Consider the following 14,977-nt stretch of genomic DNA (forward strand, 5'->3'; position numbering starts at 1 on the left):
TTTTCACTTTCGTCACGAGACGTCTGTAGAAAACGGTTGAGCTTTTTCACGTTATAAATAGCGGGCGAAACGCCGTTCAAGCATTTCCTGACCGGCAGCGATGACGGCACAGATTCCCCAGTAAATGAAAGCGATGACAAAATAAACTGTCATGTAGTCAAACTCCCGTCCACCGACAATCTTTGCCCGTTGAAAAATCTCCGGGACTGTAATCATGGCGGCAAGCGAAGAGGCTTTCACCAAATCAAGAAGGACATTTGACAGCGGCGGAATTGCCAGTCGAACAGCCTGAGGCAGGGTGATGCCGACGAACACACGGTATCTGGAAAGTCCTAGTGACTGGGCAGCCTCCCGTTGACCGCGGTCCACCGACAAAAGGGATGAACGAATGATTTCAGCCATATAGGCAGCGCTATTCAGACTAAAGCCGGCAATGGCAGCGGTCAAGGCATCCAGTTGAATATTGATGACCGGTAAACCAAAATAAAACATGAATAACAAGACGAGAATCGGGACACCACGCATAAATGAAATATAAAGGGTGGCAATCGTCCGTAACAATCGTGATGTGGATAACCGCGCCAAAGCAAGTAACAAGCCGAGACCAAGGCCGATCATCATGCTGAGAACCGAAATCCAAAGAGTATGGCCAAGACCACCTAAAATGTAGGGAAACGCTTCTCGTGCTAATTCTGGATTAAAGACGGACCGCCATTCAATTTCAAAGAAGCTGTTCAATTCACGTCAACGAGCGTCGTCTTGATATCAGGCATTTTCGAGACGTCTTTGTTGGCGTAAAATGTCTTCGACAGTTTAGCAAGCGTTCCATCTTTCTTCATCTTGTCGATTTCAGCATTGATGTTCGACTGTAATTCTTTATTGTCTAAATCCATGATGAGTCCGACCTGGCTGGGATTATAAGCGATATCAGGATGAATCGTAATGTCAAAATCTTTAAAGAAATCGACAGCTAAACTTTGTAAATAATAATCGTTTAAGATGACATCTGTCCGTCCGTTGGAAACATCACGCAAATATTGATCATTCGTCGCATTATCATAGGTGACTTCTTTTGCACCGAATTTCTTAGCGACTTGCATATAGGTCGTCGTCGCTTCTCCCGCTGCTTTTTTGCCTTTTAAATCTTCGAGAGACTTGATGCCGGATAAATCACTTTTACGGACAATCGCCGTCCCGTACGTATATTTGTATGGTTTAGAGAAAGCAAACTTTCCTTTACGTTCATCGGTAATCGTAATATCATTGGCGGCTAAATCAACTTGACCGGTGTTTACACTCGTCAACATACCGTCAAAAGACATTTCTTTAAATGCCACCTTCAAATCAAGACGTTTAGCGATCTCTTTGACGACTTCGACATCAAAGCCGGTTAATTTATTACTTTTTTCTTCATGGAATGAAGTCGGATAAAGTGTACCAGCCGTTGCAACTGTCAAGGTTCCTTCTTTTTGAATCTTATCGTATGCGGTCATCTGTTTTTCTTCCTGACCACATGCACTAAGGACCAGGGCAGTTCCTGCAATCAAGAGGCCCGTCCATTTCACAGAGTTTTTCATCGTTTCCATTCTCCTTTTCCTTATAGACACTGATAATTTATTTTCTATTTAAAAGTACCATGGAAAATGGAATTGGCGCAAAAAAGAATAGCTTCTTGAAAAATATTTTATGCAAAAAAATTATTCACCCATATGTAAGCGTTATCATCAAGATGAGACGGTCTATCAAGGGATTTGAAGAACTAGATTTTAGAAATATACATAGTGGCGAATAAACATAAAAGAGTGTAAAGTGTATTTTAACAGAATATACAGAAAATTTAGAACGGTTAGGAGCGTGGTAATATGTCATTTCATCAAATGCCGCAACGGCAAGGACTATATGATCCGAGACAAGAACACGATGCGTGTGGAATCGGGGTTTATGCTCATCGGACGGGACGAGTAAGTCATGAAATCGTTCAAAACGCCTTGAAGATGTTGTGTCAGATGGAACATCGGGGGGGACAAGGGAGTGACGCCAAAACAGGCGATGGAGCCGGCGTCCTCACACAAATACCAGATCGTCTTTTCCGCCAAACGTTACGAAATATCAACTTGCCGCGCAGTGGGGACTACGGGGTGATGATGATGTTTTTGCCGCGGGAAGACCGCTTCCGTCAACGGTTGGAACGTGTTTTGGAATCGATCATCTTATCGGAAGGACAAGGGTTAATTGAGTGGCGAACGGTCCCGGTTACGAACACGGTGATCGGAGATAAAGCGCGTCAAACGGAACCCGTCATCCGGCAATGCTTTATTGAAGCCAAAAACGTCGAAGGATTAGCGTTCGAGCGGACACTGTTTTTGATTCGCCGACTGTTTGAGCGAGAAGCGGAGCAACTCGGTATCGAACAATACGTCTTAAGCAGCTCCAGCGAGACGATTGTCTATAAAGGACTGGTAACGACGGATCAGCTCGGTCTGTATTTTAATGATTTGCAGGATGAACGGTACCAGTCCGGTTTCGCGATCGTCCACTCGAGATTCAGTACGAACACTTTTCCGAGCTGGAAACGTGCCCATCCTAACCGTTATCTCATCCATAATGGAGAAATCAATACGTTACAAGGGAATGTCCGGGCAATGCGGAGTCGTGAAAACGGCTTGGCCAAGACGACATACGGCCGTCGGGCAAAAGATGTCTTACCGATTTTGGACGAGTCGGGCAGTGACTCCTCGATGCTTGATAATGCGTTCGAGTTTTTATATCTGTCTGGCTTGACACTGGCAGAAACAGCATTGATGCTCGTGCCGGAACCGTTTGAACATGCAGAGGTCCGACCGGCCAAACGGGCCTATTACGAATACCACAGCAGCATGATGGAACCATGGGATGGTCCGTCAGCGATTGTCTTCACGAACGGCAAACAGATTGGGGCGACACTCGACCGAAATGGTCTGCGACCGGCGCGGTATATGATGATGCGGGACGGTCACTTCATGTTATCTTCCGAATCCGGTGTCTTACCGGTAGCTGAGCACGATATCTTATTCAAGAAACGTCTTGTTCCGGGAGAGCTGCTACTTCTTGACTTTGCGTCCGGCCAATTGATTTCCGATGAAGAGGTCAAGCGTGAACTTGCGATGCGTCATCCGTATGCCGAGTGGTTGGCGGAAGAGATGATTTCATTACCGGCAGGCGTGAAAACGGAAGAGGTCTCGAATCTCGGAACGTTCCAGCGGTTGTTTGGTTACACACGGGAAGACATCGATCAGTATTTGATTCCGCTGGTGGAAGAGAAAAAAGATCCGTTAGGTGCGATGGGAACGGACATCCCGCTCGCTGTGTTAAGTGAACGGCCGCAATCTTTATTCCGGTATTTCAAACAGTTATTCGCACAGGTGACAAATCCGCCGATTGATGCGTTGCGGGAACAAATCGTCACGTCGACAATGACCTGGCTCGGTCAACAAGGAGAACTGTTGACACCGAACCGGCAAAATTGCCGTCGGATCCGTCTGAGCTCACCGGTTCTTACGCCAGCGGAAGCAGCGGCGTTAAAGCAGACGAAACTCGTCCACAAGACACTCTCGACGGTGTTTGACGGTCAGCTGGAGGAAGCGCTCGAATCGTTACTCGAGCAAGCTGTCCATGCCGTCCGGGGAGGCTGTGAACTGTTGATTCTTTCCGACCGGAATGTCCGGCCGGGTGCTGTCCCGATGCCGATTCTCCTCGTCACGAGTGCCGTTCACCATCATTTGATCCGGGAAGGTTTACGGACGAAAGTCAGTTTAATCATCGAAGGCGGCGAAGTCCGGGAAGTCCACCATTTTGCCGCCCTGATCGGATACGGAGCTGATGCCGTTCATCCTTACCTTGTCTATGCGACGTTACAGGATGCCGTTGTCGAAACGATGCCTGACTATGCGGAGCGATACCGGTCCGCAGTGACAGAGGGTGTGGTCAAAGTCATGTCGAAGATGGGCATTTCGACGGTCTTCAGTTACCGGGGCGCTCAAATTTTTGAGGCTGTCGGGATTTCCGAAGAAGTCATCAATCGGTACTTCACAGGAACCGTCTCGCAACTCGACGGTTTGACCTTGTCACTGATTGAACAGGAAGCGCTTCGTCAACATGAAGAAGGAATCAAACGGACACGCCTCGAGTCCGGCAGTGTCTTCCGCTATCGCCACGACGGGGAACATCATGCGTTCAATCCGGCAACGATTCATTTACTGCAACATGCTTGCCGAACCGGACGGTATGATTTGTTCAAAACCTATTCTTCCCGGATCCAGGAAGAACCGGCGACATTTTTGCGTCATCTGATGTCTTTCCGGGAAACGGCACCGATTTCACTTGCCGAAGTTGAACCGGTCAGTGAAATCGTCAAATATTTCAAGACGGGAGCGATGTCTTACGGTTCGCTGTCGAAAGAAGCGCACGAGACGTTAGCGATTGCGATGAACCGGTTGGGCGGTAAAAGTAACAGCGGTGAAGGCGGTGAAGAAGAGGACCGGTATCATTTGGATGAAAACGGGGATTCCCGGATGAGTCGGATCAAACAGATAGCATCTGGTCGATTCGGTGTCACGAGCGATTACCTCGTCCATGCCGACGAACTGCAAATCAAAGTGGCACAAGGAGCGAAGCCGGGGGAAGGCGGACAGCTGCCGGGTGAAAAAGTCTATCCGTGGATTGCGCGTGTCCGTGCCTCGACACCGGGCGTCGGATTGATTTCACCTCCACCGCACCATGATATTTATTCAATCGAAGATTTGGCGCAGTTGATTCATGACTTGAAACGCGCAAATGACCGGGCACGGATCAGTGTCAAACTGGTCGCAAAAGGCGGTGTCGGAACGATTGCTGCCGGCGTCGCCAAAGGATTGGCCGATGTCATCGTCATCAGCGGTCATGACGGGGGAACCGGTGCTTCACCGAAGACCAGCATTCAGCATACGGGATTACCGTGGGAGCTGGGCTTGGCCGAAACCCATCAGACGCTGGCTTTAAACGGTTTACGGGACCGTGTCGTTCTGGAAACGGACGGAAAGTTATTGACGGGACGCGATGTCGTCATCGCTGCGATGCTCGGTGCCAATGAATACGGCTTTGCGACGGCACCGTTAATTGCCGTCGGCTGCATCATGATGCGGGCCTGCCATCTCGATACATGTCCGGTCGGCGTTGCAACACAAGATCCGAAGCTTCGTGAGAAATTTACAGGGTCAGCGGATCATGTCGTTCACTTCATGGAATTTGTCGCCGAAGAAGTCCGCGAATATTTAGCGCAGCTCGGTGTGAGACGTTTAGCCGATTTAGTCGGCCGGACGGATCTGTTGCAAACATCGGACCGGTTAAAGACGCATTGGAAAGCAGCCAGTCTCGATTTATCCCGTCTGTTCGTCATGCCTGGATATTCGGCAGAAAATCGGCAGTATCAGGAGCATCGCGTCTCGGATTCCTTTGACGGACGGGAACTGGAAACTGTCATCACGGATGATTCCTTTACGGAACAACAAACCTTTGCCTTCCCGGTCACCAATACGGACCGGGCCATCGGGACGAATACCGGATCACGTTTGACACGGCTTTACGGCGCGATGGGGCTTCCGGCGGATCGGTTAACGCTGAATCTGACGGGTTCAGCCGGTCAAAGTCTTGGTGCGTATATCCCGCGTGGCATGACGTTAAATGTGTCGGGAGATGCCAACGATTATGTCGGCAAAGGACTATCCGGCGGCGTCATCGCCGTGCGTCCGCAGGCAAAATCCAGTTTCGTCTCCTCGGATCAGGTCATTATCGGGAACGTGGCACTGTACGGGGCAACGAGTGGAGAGCTTTACGTCAACGGTCAGGCCGGGGAACGATTCGCTGTCCGGAACAGCGGAGCGACGGCAGTCGTCGAAGGGATCGGAAATCATGGTCTCGAGTATATGACGGGCGGAAGTGTCGTCATTTTAGGTGATGTCGGACTGAACTTTGCCGCCGGAATGTCCGGCGGTGTCGCGTACGTCCTGCCAAAAGACGTCACCCGTTTTGAGGCCCGGATCAACCGAGAGCTTGTCGTAACCGGAGCTGTTTCCGACCCGGAAGAGGCCACCCGCTTAAAAACGTTCATCGAGCGGCATGTCGCCCGGACGAACAGTGAACAAGGTCATGCGATTTTAGCAAACTGGGATCATGTCCTCAGCTCGTTTATCCGTGTCATCCCGACAACCTATCAAGCTGTCACGACTTTGATGGCAGGCTACGCGCAACAGGGACACAATACAGAAGAAGCGATGTTGCTGGCATTTGAGACGCATATCGGTCGCGGAACAGGAGGGAAAAAATGAAGAGACGAGATCAATTCATGAACGTTCCTCGCCAGGCAGGCAAGGAACGTGACAGCAGGGAACGAGTTGGCGATTTTAATGAGTACAAAGAACGTTTTTCTGAAGCGGAAGCGTCGGAGCAGGCCAGCCGTTGCATGGATTGCGGGACACCGTTTTGCCATGTCGGTGAGACGTATGGACAAGTCAAAATCGGGTGTCCGGTCTACAATTTGATTCCGGAATGGAACGTGCTTGTCGAACAGGGAAATTTTCACGAAGCCCTGCAGCGGCTCCAAGAGACAAATAACTTCCCGGAATTCACAGGACGCGTCTGTCCCGCGCCGTGTGAAGGATCATGCACCCTCTCGATCAACGAACCTGCTGTCACAATCAAACAGATCGAACGGACCATCATCGATATCGGTTTTGAAAAAGGATGGGTCCAACCGCGTATTCCGTCGATCAGAAGTCAACACCGGATTGCAATCGTCGGTTCAGGGCCGGCCGGCTTAGCGGCAGCCGATCAATTGAACCAAGCGGGGCATCAAGTGACGGTGTTTGAACGGGAAGACCAAATTGGTGGATTATTGACGTACGGAATTCCGGCGATGAAACTTTCGAAAGACATCGTTGCCCGTCGTGTCCGCCTGCTCGAGACGGAAGGGATCACGTTCAAAACCGGTGTTACGATCGGTCTTGATTTATCACTGGATCAACTGGAAGCCGATTACGATGCGGTCATCCTCTGTGTCGGTGCAACTGAACCAAGAAAAATACCGGACGCTCCGAGTAGTGGTGTCGGATACGCGATGGATTATTTAACAAGCGTGACGCGGCAACTTTTGACAGGACAATCGTTAATCGACCTGCATGACACACGGGGGAAAGATGTCCTCGTCATCGGAGGCGGCGACACGGGAGCGGACTGTGTAGCGACGGCACTGCGGCAAGGCTGCCGCTCCGTCGTCCAGTTCGGGAAACACGAGATGCCGGGTCCGGAACGGGCACCGGACAACATGTGGCCGGATACACCGAACCTGTACAGCCTCGATTATGGTTATGAGGAAGCGCTCGTTCAATTCGGTCGTGATCCACGGGAATACTTGATTGCGATTGAGCGTTACACGACGGATGAAGCCGGACGTTTGACCGGCGTCTGGACGATTCATAATGAAAAAATCCGCCATGGCGATGGACGGGTTGAGTTTCAGAAGCTTCCCGGCACCGAAAAATATTATCCGGTCGATACGATGTTGATTGCAATCGGGTTCAGCGGTGTCGAGCAGGATGTTCTACGTCATCTACCGGTTGAGACACAGAACGGGAAGATTAAAACGCAGTCGTACGCGACCGGCCGACCGGGTGTATTTGCCGCCGGCGATGCCCGGCGCGGTCAGTCATTGATTGTTTGGGCCATCCGGGAAGGACGGGAAGTTGCTGAAAAAGTTGAGCAACACCTCCAGACCTTGCACCAGCAAACCGGTTGATCAGTAGTGAAATCAAAAAACGTTCGAGACTCCTCACCACACGGGGAGATTCGAACGTTTTTTGGTTTGTCATGAATGTTGGACAATGTTAAAAAAAGAAAATCGATAATCCAGTTTATCTTGTACCCATTTCGAAGCGCTTTCAGCTAGGATAAAAGAGAAGGAGTGATCAGGATGGATGCCATTACTATTATCTTTGTCTGTGACTCGGGGCTGGTCAGCAGTGTCATGGGAGCCAAAGTGTTGCGGAATCGATTACAAAAAGAGCAGCTTCATGTAACAGTCGAGACATGCCGGGCGAAAGAAACCCCGACAGAGACCAGGTTTCTAGTCGGTCCCCGGCAAATCGTATCCGATTTGCCGATCGATTCTACGTGCAAGGTATTTGCTGTCGATCATCTGTTGGCAGCGGCGTCCTATGATGATTTAATTAAGACCATTAGAAACGAGTTGATGCAATGTGACTGATTTTACGGCCCGCGAGCGGGAAATCCTATTTTATTTACTGACGAAATCAGAACCGGTTCAGATTCAGGAAATCGCAGAAGCACTCGAAACTTCGGAGCGGACGATTCAACGGGAACGCGAGCGGCTTGGACAAACGGTAGCGCCGTTTCAGTTAGAAATGAGTTACATCCGGGGAAGGGGCTTACAGTTGAGTGGCGATGAGGGACACAAACGGGAACTCCGTGAAGCATTGTTGTTATCGCATCGGCAGTTACCATCGGCGGAAGATCGGCAAGTCGAGCTTGCGTATCGCCTCTTACAAGAAGAAGGAATGATCAAACTGCAGGCTTTGGCACATGCCATGTACATCGCGCCAAGTACGATCAGTCAAGATTTAGAACAGGTTGATGAATGGTTTTGTCAGTATGCGCTGGAGTTAAAACGTAAAAAGGGATTAGGGGCGGAGGTCATCGGTGAAGAAATCGACAAGCGCCGCTTGCTGGTATCATTGATTTTCACCCAATGGGATGTCTTGTCCTTTTACCGATTTCTTCAGGGGCACGTCGATCAATTGCCTCATTTACTTCAAATCCACCAGAGGGAGTGGATTGAGGCAATTAACCAATCGTATGCCGTCATCGTTCCTTTGACGAAACAACAGGATATCAGTGACCGTCTCCTGATGCGGGCGGCACTGAGTTTAGCGGTGCAAGCAATCCGGATGGACCGGTTCCCGATGGTCTACGAACTGAAAGCGTATCCGCTCGAAATACTGCATCACGTCGATACGTTACAGCAACGGTTGCCGTATCCTTTATCGATTGCCGAGCGGCAATGGATTTCTGAGGAATTACGGAATTTCCAACAAGATCAGCTGGAGACCGGTGAAGAATTGGTCATTCGACTGCGTGTTAAACGACTCATCGAACAAGTTTCCTTATTGTACGGGGAAGCTTTTATGGAAGACCGGGCACTCGAACACGGTTTAGTCAGCCACATCATGTCATACACGAAACAAAACATCGTCAATCCGTCCTATGTCATCAAACAAATTGAACGGGAATATCCGCGTCTGTTTGATGCCGTCAAACAAGCAGCTGAATTCGTCTTCAACGATCAAACGTTTGCAGATTATGATTTGGCATTTTGGGTGATGCACTTTGGTGCCGTTTTAAGTAAACCATTGCCGAAAATCCCGTACCGTGTCCTGGTCGTCTGTTCAGCGGGACTGGGATCATCCAAATTATTGATGAACCGGTTGCGACAGGAGTTTACGGAATTGGAGCAGGTCGAAAGTTCGTCGCTCTTTGGCATCGGACGTCTACAGTTGAAAGATTATGACTTTGTGTTATCGACGGTGCCGTTACCGGATATCAGTCAACCGCATCTGCTCGTCAACCCGTTATTGCCCAAAGAAGAGGTTGAGCGAATCCGGAAGTTGCTCGTTTCCTTACCTAAATCCTTCCAAGCCGCTCCTCGACAGGAATCATCCGGCTGGCTGGATTTATCCAGATTGGAAGAATTGGTCAAGACGGCCCGTCAATTAAGTGACGCCTTTTCCATCGAAACGATTTCCGCACAAACGGAAGGATTGGAAGAAATCCTTCTTGAAATCAGCAACGGACTGGTCGATAAAAATGTCACCTCATCGGCGGTTCAGTTGTCAACGCAATTGTTACGCCGGCACGAGATGTCCGGACTCGGGATTCCCGGTACACGCCTGGCATTGTTTCACGGTCGCGACGATTCGATTCACCGGGGGGGATTTTTCATCTATGAGCTCGAACAACCGATTGAGCTGCTCGGGATGGATCAAGCAATTCAACCGGTCGAACGGATGTTAGTTTTGGCGGCACCGGAAGAAGCGACGGATCAGCTGTTGCAACTGCTCAGTTCGATTAGTGGCGCCATCATCGAAAATGATCTGCAAACCCATCAGTTTGAATACGGAGATATCCATCAGCTCCGGCAGATCTTGAACCGGACGTTCCGGAAAGTCATTGAACGGGAACTGCAGCCGGTCGAGCAACCGCTTGATTTTTCATTGTGACGGCAAATCAGGAGAACCATTCGTTGGTACGGATGGTTCTTTTGGTCTTGTCCAAGAAGGTTGCCAAAACGTGAACTAGGAAAGATTGAGTAAGCGTTTCCAGAGCGCATACAATAAGGGCATAGCAAAGCACTTATCCTACGATGCAAATGAAATGGAGGGTACACCAATGACAACAACACAAGCAGGAAAACGCGGATTGCGTGTCCAGGTTCAACGGTTCGGAAGTTTCCTCAGCGGAATGGTCATGCCGAACATCGGTGCGTTCATCGCCTGGGGAATCATTACGGCGTTATTCATTCCGACCGGGTGGGCACCGAATAAAAGTCTGGCAGAATTAGTCGGTCCGACGATCACGTATCTGTTACCGCTACTGATTGGTTTTACCGGCGGGAAGCTCATGCATGATGTAAGGGGAGGCGTCGTCGGAGCACTGGCGACGATGGGGGTCATCGTCGGAACAGAAATTCCGATGTTCCTCGGCGCAATGGTCATGGGACCACTCGGGGGATTCACAATCAAGAAATTTGATCAACTGATTGAAGGGAAAGTCAAACCGGGTCTTGAGATGCTCGTCAACAACTTCTCAGTCGGAATTATCGGCGGTTTGCTGATGATCGGTGGGTTTAAACTGTTTGGTCCATTAATGACAGGACTGGATGACATCATGGCAGCAGCAGTCGGAGCAATCGTTAGTGCACACCTGTTACCGCTCGCCAGTCTGTTCATCGAACCGGCTAAAATCTTGTTCCTCAACAATGCGATTAACCACGGGATTTTAAGTCCGCTCGGCTTGGATCAAGTCAGTGAAGCCGGAAAATCAGTTCTGTTTTTACTTGAAGCGAATCCGGGTCCAGGTCTCGGTTTGTTACTCGCCTATTCGGTCTTCGGTTCCGGAGCGGCGAAAAAGACGGCTCCAGGGGCGGCCTTCATCCAATTTATCGGCGGGATTCATGAAATTTACTTCCCGTATGTGTTGATGAAACCCGTACTCTTGCTCGCGATGATTGCCGGAGGAATGAGCGGTATCCTGACATTCGTCTTATTTGATGTCGGCCTTGTCGCACCCGCTTCACCCGGAAGTATCATAGCCGTCCTTGCGATGGCGTCGCGCGGTTCATACGTTGGCCTCGTTGCCGGCATCTTGATTTCCGCATCGGTAACGTTCGTCGTCTCGGCGGTCTTACTCAAAACGAGTAAAGCAAAAGAAACATCACTTGAAGAAGCGACAGCCAATGTCAGCGCGATGAAAGGCAAAAATTCGATTGCTTCATCGCTCGTCTCGGCTGAATCGGCAACTTCGTTAGCAGAAGTCGAACACATCATTTTTGCCTGTGATGCCGGAATGGGGTCAAGTGCGATGGGAGCATCCGTCTTACGTAACAAAATCAATAAAGCCGGATTGCCGATTAAAGTGACGAACACGTCAATCAGTCAACTCCCGAAAGACGCAGAGTTCATCATTACGCACCAGGATTTAACGCAACGGGCGAAGGAACAGGTACCGCAAGCCGAACACCGGTCCGTCGAAAACTTCTTGAATGCCGGTTACTATGATCAACTGGTCCATGAAATTGAAACGGCGCGTAATAAAATTTCTTAAAAAATAGATAGGAGTGAATGCATGATGGCAACAGCGATGAAATTAGAAAAAGAGATGGTGTTACTGAATCAACACTTTAGTTCAGACGAGGAAGCGATTGAAGCAGCCGGAGCATTACTTGTTAATCACGGGTATGTCCGTCCGAACTATATCGAATCGATGAAAACCCGTCACCGCTTATCGACGGTCTATATCGGTAACCACGTCGCGATTCCCCATGGTACGGAAGAGTCGAAAGGCGAAGTCCTGAAAACGGGATTATCGATTCTGCAAGTTCCGAACGGTGTGTCGTTCGGAACAGAACAGGCGAAGCTGATCATCGGGATCGCCGGCATCGGCGACGAACACCTGGAACTGCTGTCGCATATTGCCATCATCTGTTCGGATGAAGAGAATGTCGAACAGTTGGTCAAGGCGCAAACAGCCGAAGACATCATTCAATTGTTAACTGTGGAGGTGTAAGGCATGAAAGCCGTTCATTTTGGAGCAGGAAACATCGGTCGGGGATTCATCGGCTTACAATTGGTTAAATCCGGTTATGACGTCTGTTTCATTGACGTCAACGCCGAAGTCGTCGAAGCATTGCAGTCGCGCCGGGCATATACGGTTGGCTATGCGGCAGAAGAAGCGGCGGCAGAGGAGGTATCCAACGTGACTGCCTTGAATAGTCAAACTGAAGCCGAGCAGGTGATGGAAGCAATCGCTACAGCCGATGTTGTGACGACGGCAGTCGGTCCAACGTTGCTCGCAAGAATCGCGCCGTTACTGGCAGAGGGAATCAAACGGCGGACGACAATGAAAAACGTATATGTCATCGCGTGTGAAAACATGATTGAGGGGTCCAGTCACTTGCAGCAAGAAGTGATGCAACATCTGGATACGATGCCGCCGGGCGTCTTTTTCCCGAATGCCGCCGTCGACCGGATCGTTCCATTACAACATCATGAAGATCCGTTATATGTCGAAGTCGAACCGTTTTTCGAATGGGTCATTGAGACGAAAGACTTACCAGACGGGTATCCGACGTTTGAAGGGGTAACGTACGTCACGGACATTACACCATTCATCGAACGAAAGTTATTCACCGTTAACACCGGACACGCGATTGCCTCATACCTCGGTGCGTTATTTGGAAAAGAGACGATTGCTGAAAGTCTGCAGGACGTCCGTGTCCGACGCGGTGTCCAGACCGCTTTGTATGAGACCGGTTGGCTGTTGCTTGAAAAATACGGCTTTGATCCAAAAGATCACAGTGCGTACATCCAAAAAAATATTAAACGATTTGAAAATCCGCGGATTCATGATGAAATCGTCCGCGTCGCCCGTTCGCCGATTCGTAAACTCGGACCACGCGACCGCCTGGTCAAACCGGCCCGTGAATTAATGGATCGCGGAATCGAAGCGAATGGATTGGCCTTAGGGATTGCAGCCGCCTTAACCTATTCCGATCCAAATGATTCAGAATCTTCTGAATTAAATACCTTTATTGAACAAAATGGCATCCGAAAAACCGTCGCGACTTATCTGGGACTGGAAGCAGACGAACGTCTTAGTCAACTGATCGTCAGTCAGTATGAACAGATGCACCCGATGAGTGATTCCATTGCCTAATTCCGTTTGACTTGAACCAGTTCCGGTGTTTACCAGAGACTGGTTTTTTTGTCTTTAACTAAATTTAGCGAGAATTCTCCCACCTCTAAGCGTCTCAGGGCGAAGCCCAGCATAGGTGGGAGATGAATCGCCCTGTTTTTCAAGACTGAGATTGTTTGATAAAATCAGTGTAACGAATCAAAAGGAAAGGTGTGATTGCGTTGCTGAAGGCGTACAAGTTTCGACTCTATCCGACGAAACCACAACAAGAATATTTCGTGAAGACGTTGGATGTGCGAGAGTGGACATGCACTTGCGGTGCGCATCATGATCGAGATATCAACGCAAGTATCAACTTGTTGCTGTTAGCAGACTGAAAACCCTTCAGGGTGGGAACCACCCGATGAGATTGGTCAATAATCGTAGCTCGTAAAAGTACGGTCTTCCCAAGAAGCTCCCACTTCAATTTGCGAAGCAAATAAGTGGTGAGTAATTCACGTCCAATTGTTTTAGGACAAGCATTATAGTTTTCTAATTTCCAAATCATTAACATAAATCAATCGTCTTGTGTATAACAGATTTAGAATATTCGTTATCGAATATTTTTTGTGGTTATTGCGATGTACGCTATAGAAACGGAACTATTCTCCGATCCGATTCTTAGTTAAGAGAAGGTGGCATTATGCAAAATTATAAAGTGAACGTATATATGGTAAAAGGAGCACGATTAAAAACCAATCATTCATTGACAGCTAAACACTTGATTTATACAAGTCAATTTTCATCGCACACACCGGTTGAACTGCTTCATCAATTGCTGTTAAATCGTCTGACACTCGAGCAGGAAGAGAATCATCACTTGATGTATACCCTCGAAGTCAACACGGTCGTTGACCAATACGTCATCGATGTCCGTCTTTCTTCTGAAGTAGACGTGTCGGAAACGATGGAACGTGGACTGATTGAACTGATTGAACGAGAAGAGGTGAGACATATTCAAGCGCTCGAAATCGGGAAGCCGGACTATGCCGAATTTGCTCATTTGGTTTTGCATGTCAAACCGGGAGCACTTCGTGTCGATCAAGAGAAAATGCAGCGTGTGTTCGACGGATCTGGTGTCAACGGTCAAATCATTTTACAAAAAGAGCGGATCGACAGCCGGGAACCGTGTCACTCGATTCAATTGTTAATCGGCGGGATGGAAAAAAGTTTATACAGTCTATCGCATTATCAACTAGATCCGCTGTTCCGGAAATACGGCTTAGTCATCCAGTCCTTAAATCTGTTACCGTTTGATCTGTTTTTGATTCGTGATAAAGTGGCGATGTTATCGTCTGCTGACGCCACTCGGCTATGGATTGATGACATTACGACTTCCAAAAACGGCAGAAGCCATCAAATCTGCTTTAAGGACGGTCAAGAATTCATGACGGTCATCTGTGATTTACACGGTTCGATCCGCTCGTATAAATGTTCTTGA

General features: G+C 49.0%; 11 protein-coding genes. 9 read left to right on the forward strand and 2 right to left on the reverse strand.

The window, feature by feature from the left end; genetic code table 11:
- Nucleotides 1–51: 51 nt before the first annotated feature.
- Nucleotides 52–738 carry an amino acid ABC transporter permease gene (locus tag DVG79_RS04420; protein WP_114595620.1) on the reverse strand — a complete coding sequence of 229 codons (687 nt, stop codon included), beginning with the start codon at nucleotides 736–738 and terminating at the stop codon, nucleotides 52–54.
- Nucleotides 735–1,577 (reverse strand): transporter substrate-binding domain-containing protein, encoded by an 843-nt coding sequence (locus tag DVG79_RS04425; protein WP_114596547.1) that lies wholly within the window; start codon nucleotides 1,575–1,577, stop codon nucleotides 735–737. Before DVG79_RS04425 ends, DVG79_RS04420 begins: the two co-directional genes overlap by 4 nt.
- 285 nt (nucleotides 1,578–1,862) lie before the next feature.
- Between DVG79_RS04425 and gltB the strand changes: the two genes are divergently transcribed.
- The 9 genes from gltB (at nucleotide 1,863) to DVG79_RS04470 (ending at nucleotide 14,977) form a co-directional block, all read left to right on the forward strand.
- A complete protein-coding gene (gene gltB / locus DVG79_RS04430) occupies nucleotides 1,863–6,341 on the forward strand; it encodes a glutamate synthase large subunit (protein ID WP_114595621.1) in 4,479 nt (1,492 codons plus the stop codon).
- A complete protein-coding gene (locus DVG79_RS04435; RefSeq protein WP_114595622.1) occupies nucleotides 6,338–7,807 on the forward strand; it encodes a glutamate synthase subunit beta in 1,470 nt (489 codons plus the stop codon). Before gltB ends, DVG79_RS04435 begins: the two co-directional genes overlap by 4 nt.
- Nucleotides 7,808–7,981: 174 nt before the next feature.
- Complete coding sequence (locus DVG79_RS04440; protein WP_114595623.1) at nucleotides 7,982–8,275, forward strand: PTS sugar transporter subunit IIB; 294 nt, start codon at nucleotides 7,982–7,984, stop codon at nucleotides 8,273–8,275.
- Nucleotides 8,268–10,304, forward strand: coding sequence for a BglG family transcription antiterminator (locus tag DVG79_RS04445; protein ID WP_114595624.1), 2,037 nt, complete (start codon nucleotides 8,268–8,270; stop codon nucleotides 10,302–10,304). Before DVG79_RS04440 ends, DVG79_RS04445 begins: the two co-directional genes overlap by 8 nt.
- Nucleotides 10,305–10,473: 169 nt before the next feature.
- Nucleotides 10,474–11,907 carry a PTS mannitol transporter subunit IIBC gene (locus tag DVG79_RS04450; RefSeq protein ID WP_114595625.1) on the forward strand — a complete coding sequence of 478 codons (1,434 nt, stop codon included), beginning with the start codon at nucleotides 10,474–10,476 and terminating at the stop codon, nucleotides 11,905–11,907.
- 24 nt (nucleotides 11,908–11,931) lie between these two features.
- On the forward strand, nucleotides 11,932–12,369 hold the full coding sequence (locus DVG79_RS04455) for a PTS mannitol transporter subunit IIA (RefSeq protein WP_114595626.1): 438 nt from the start codon (nucleotides 11,932–11,934) through the stop codon (nucleotides 12,367–12,369).
- Between the two features lie 3 nt (nucleotides 12,370–12,372).
- Complete coding sequence (locus DVG79_RS04460) at nucleotides 12,373–13,518, forward strand: mannitol-1-phosphate 5-dehydrogenase (protein ID WP_114595627.1); 1,146 nt, start codon at nucleotides 12,373–12,375, stop codon at nucleotides 13,516–13,518.
- Nucleotides 13,519–13,709: 191 nt separating this feature from the next.
- Entirely contained in the window at nucleotides 13,710–13,874 is a 165-nt protein-coding gene (locus DVG79_RS16290; protein ID WP_255412931.1) for a zinc ribbon domain-containing protein, read from the forward strand.
- Nucleotides 13,875–14,179: 305 nt separating this feature from the next.
- Nucleotides 14,180–14,977, forward strand: a complete 798-nt coding sequence (locus tag DVG79_RS04470; protein ID WP_114595628.1) for a hypothetical protein — start codon at nucleotides 14,180–14,182, stop codon at nucleotides 14,975–14,977.

The organism is Exiguobacterium sp. RIT594 (assembly GCF_003339585.1).
Classification (GTDB): domain Bacteria; phylum Bacillota; class Bacilli; order Exiguobacteriales; family Exiguobacteriaceae; genus Exiguobacterium_A.

Excerpts from the sequence above, each read along its gene's own strand:
- DVG79_RS04425 (WP_114596547.1), bottom strand. The coding sequence starts at position 1,577 with ATGAAAAACTCTGTGAAATGGACGGGCCTCTTGATTGCAGGAACTGCC.
- gltB (WP_114595621.1), top strand. The coding sequence starts at position 1,863 with ATGTCATTTCATCAAATGCCGCAACGGCAAGGACTATATGATCCGAGA.
- DVG79_RS04435 (WP_114595622.1), top strand. The coding sequence starts at position 6,338 with ATGAAGAGACGAGATCAATTCATGAACGTTCCTCGCCAGGCAGGCAAG.
- DVG79_RS04440 (WP_114595623.1), top strand. The coding sequence starts at position 7,982 with ATGGATGCCATTACTATTATCTTTGTCTGTGACTCGGGGCTGGTCAGC.
- DVG79_RS04450 (WP_114595625.1), top strand. The coding sequence starts at position 10,474 with ATGACAACAACACAAGCAGGAAAACGCGGATTGCGTGTCCAGGTTCAA.
- DVG79_RS04455 (WP_114595626.1), top strand. The coding sequence starts at position 11,932 with ATGGCAACAGCGATGAAATTAGAAAAAGAGATGGTGTTACTGAATCAA.
- DVG79_RS04460 (WP_114595627.1), top strand. The coding sequence starts at position 12,373 with ATGAAAGCCGTTCATTTTGGAGCAGGAAACATCGGTCGGGGATTCATC.
- DVG79_RS04470 (WP_114595628.1), top strand. The coding sequence starts at position 14,180 with ATGCAAAATTATAAAGTGAACGTATATATGGTAAAAGGAGCACGATTA.